The following is a 3,186-nucleotide window of genomic DNA, read 5'->3' as shown; positions in this document are numbered from 1 at the left end:
GGCGACGGTGCCGGGGCGGTGGTCCCGGCCGGCGGGCTCGGCGGCACGGGTCGGTCGGCGGTGACGGCTGCCGCGGTCGGTGCGGCGGGCCCGCCTCCGGCGGCTTCGTGCCGCCCGGACAGGCCGACGGCGCCGGCGACGACGGTGATCAGCGCGACCGCGCCGAGCAGGACGGTCTTCCCGATCGCGCTGCTGCCCGCTCGCGCGGCGCCGCTCCCCGCCCGGCCGAGCGCGGCGGCACCACGGCCGGCCGCGGCGGCCGAGCCGGTGGCCGCCCCGCCCCCGCCGATGGCGGCCAGGTTGGGTGCCAACAGGGCCAGCAGGACGGGCGGCACGGACACCAGCGCCAGATCGGCCAGCAACCGCTCCGCCACCACCAGGTCGCCCGGCACGTCGCCGCAGGTGGGGCAGGTGCGCAGGTGTCTGGCGATCCGCTTGCGCCACAGGCCGCCGGGCTGCCCGTCCCAGCCCCGGAGCTCCTCGCGCAGGCCGGCGCACCGCGGATCCGCCCTGAGTGCACGGACGGCGGCCCGTGCGACCTCCAGCCGGGCCTTCATCCGCTGCACCCGGACAGCGGTCTGCGGCAGCGAGAGCTCCATCGCCTCGGCCAGCTCCGGCCGGGTCAGCCGGCCCGCGACCTCCATCCACCACAGCGAGAGCAGTTGCTGCTCGTCCGCGTCCAGCCAGCGCGTCGCCTCGACCGTCTCCCGCCGCTGTCCGGACAGGCTCAGCACGGTGATCGTCAGGTCGACGAAGTCGGCCGCCGGGTCGGCGAGCAGCCCCGTCCCCGCCGTGAGCGCCTCGCTCCCACCGGTGGCCGCGGCGCTGCTGCGCGCCTGCCGGTGGCGGCCCGCCTCCCGCACGGCGATGGTGACCAGCCAGGACCGGAAGGCCCCGGGGTCCCGCACCTGCCGCACGTCCCGGACCAGTTGGAGCATGACCTCCTGCACGACGTCGTCGGCGTCGGCCGCGCTGCCCAGCGCGCGCCCGACGATGTTGTAGACCAGCGGCAGGTGGTCGGCCACCAGCAGGTCGAGGGCGCCGGCGTCGCCGGCCTGCGCGGCGCGGACCAGCGCGGCCGGGGCGCCCGGCGCCTGCGGCCCGTCCGGTCCGTCGGGCGGTGTTTCGGTCATGGAGCTGAGGGATTCCCGGGCATCGTCGGGGCAACGGGGAACGGCGGCCGTCCCCGGCCGACGTCCCGGCATCATGGCAGGCCGTTCGCGAGTGGTCCAACCACGTCTCAGGGCGCGGTCGGCGCAGCGCCGACGGCTCCGGCTCCGCCGACCCGCACGGCCGGGACGGGGACCGGACGCCCTTGCCGATATCAGAAATCCGGCCGAGAGAGCGTTATCCCACATCCGCGCCGGATCGATTGACCCGGCCTCACCCGCACCCGTTGAATCTGCCCCACCGCCGGCAAGCCATCCTCCGCCCCCCTACGGAGCACCACGCGATGTCACAGAACCACCGCAGGCCGATATCCCGCCGCACCATCCTCACCACCGCGATCGGCGGCACCGCAGCAGCAGCCGTCAGCGCGTTCGCCATCAACAGGGCGGCCACCGCCAGCACGACGGCCGCGTCCGGCGCGTCCGCCGCACCGGTCGGCGACGTGGTCGGCAAGATCACCGTCGGCTACCAGGGCTGGTTCGCCTGCGCCGGCGACGGCGCCCCCGTCAACGGCTGGTGGCACTGGGCCAGGAACATGGGCCAGTCGCCGTCGCCGAGCAACAACGTCATCAAGGCCTGGCCGGACATGTCCGAGTACAGCACCAAGTACCGCACGGCCTACAGCGCCTTCGGGAACGGGTCGCCGGCGACCCTGTTCTCCTCGTACGACCAGCAGACCGTGGACACCCACTTCCTGTGGATGCAGCAGAACGGCATCGACACCGCGGCCCTGCAGCGGTTCAACCCCACCGGCGGCGAGGGCCCGACCCGCGACGCGATGGCCACCAAGGTGCGCAGCGCGGCCGAGTCCCACGGCCGCAAGTTCTACATCATGTACGACGTCACCGACTGGACCGGCATGCAGTCCGAGATCAAGGCGGACTGGACGAACAAGATGAAGGCCCACACCGCCTCCGGCGCCTACGCCGTCCAGAACGGCAAGCCGGTCGTGTGCATCTGGGGCTTCGGCTTCAACGACAGCAAGCACCCCTGGGACGCGGCGGCCTGCCTGGACGTCGTCACCTGGTTCAAGGGCCAGGGCTGCTACGTCATCGGCGGCGTGCCGCGCGAGTGGCGCACCGGGGTGAACGGCTCCCGCGCCGGGTTCTCCGACGTCTACCACGCGTTCGACATGCTGACCCCGTGGATGGTGGGGGCGATCGGCACCGCCGCGGACTCCGACTCGGTGTACCAGAACGTCAACGTCCCCGACCAGGCCGAGTGCAACGCCCACGGCATCGCCTACCAGCCCTGCGTGCTGCCCGGTGACCTGTCGGCCCGTCAGCGCGCGCACGGCGACTTCATGTGGCGGCAGTTCTACAACATGGTCCGGCTCGGGGCCCAGGGCATCTACGTCTCCATGTTCGACGAGTACGGCGAGGGCAACCAGATCGCCAAGACCGCCGCGACCCAGGCCACCGTCCCGGCCGGCTCCGGCCTGCTGAGCCTGGACGAGGACGGCACGGCCTGCTCCTCCGACTACTACCTGCGCCTGACCGGCGACGGCGGCCGGATGCTCAAGGGCCAACTGGCCCTGACCGCCACCCGCCCGACCCAGCCCGTCGTCAGCCCCGTCCGGGTGCTCAGGACGGTCTCGCTGCGCTCGCTGGCCAACAACGACTACGTGACGGCCGAGAACGCCGGTACCAGCCCGCTGATCGCCAACCGCACCGCCGTGGGGACCTGGGAGCAGTTCGACGTCGTCGACGCGGGCAACGGCACCATCGCCCTGCGCGCCAGGGCCAACGGCGAGTACGTCACCGCGGAGAACGCCGGCGCCGGCGCGCTGATCGCCAACCGCACCGCGATCGGCCTGTGGGAGACCTTCAAGTTGGTCACCAACGCCAACGGGACGATCAGCCTGCTCGCCCAGGTGAACGGCAAGTACGTCACCGCCGAGAACGCGGGCGCCGCCCCGCTGATCGCCGACCGCACGAGCATCGGCACCTGGGAGCAGTTCCAGCAGACCACCGTCTGAACGCACCGGCCCGACCGCCCGACCGCCCCGTCGGGCGG

2 protein-coding genes are annotated in these 3,186 nt (G+C 73.2%); one reads left to right on the top strand and one right to left on the bottom strand.

The annotated features are described in order from the left end of the window. The coding region (locus ACFW1A_RS39630) for an RNA polymerase sigma factor (RefSeq protein ID WP_380418420.1) at positions 1-1,133 on the bottom strand (1,133 nt) is incomplete at its 3' end. 320 nt (positions 1,134-1,453) lie between these two features. On the opposite strand from ACFW1A_RS39630, the gene ACFW1A_RS39625 reads away from it, so the two are divergent. After that, the gene (locus ACFW1A_RS39625; protein WP_380418418.1) at positions 1,454-3,148 is read left to right on the top strand and encodes a xylosidase; all 1,695 of its coding nucleotides are present in this window, start codon (positions 1,454-1,456) and stop codon (positions 3,146-3,148) included. Positions 3,149-3,186: the final 38 nt, after the last annotated feature.

The sequence above is a fragment of the Kitasatospora sp. NPDC058965 genome, assembly GCF_042741245.1.
In the GTDB taxonomy this organism is placed as follows: Bacteria; Actinomycetota; Actinomycetes; order Streptomycetales; family Streptomycetaceae; genus Kitasatospora.
This window is presented reverse-complemented; position numbering and strand designations above follow the sequence as displayed.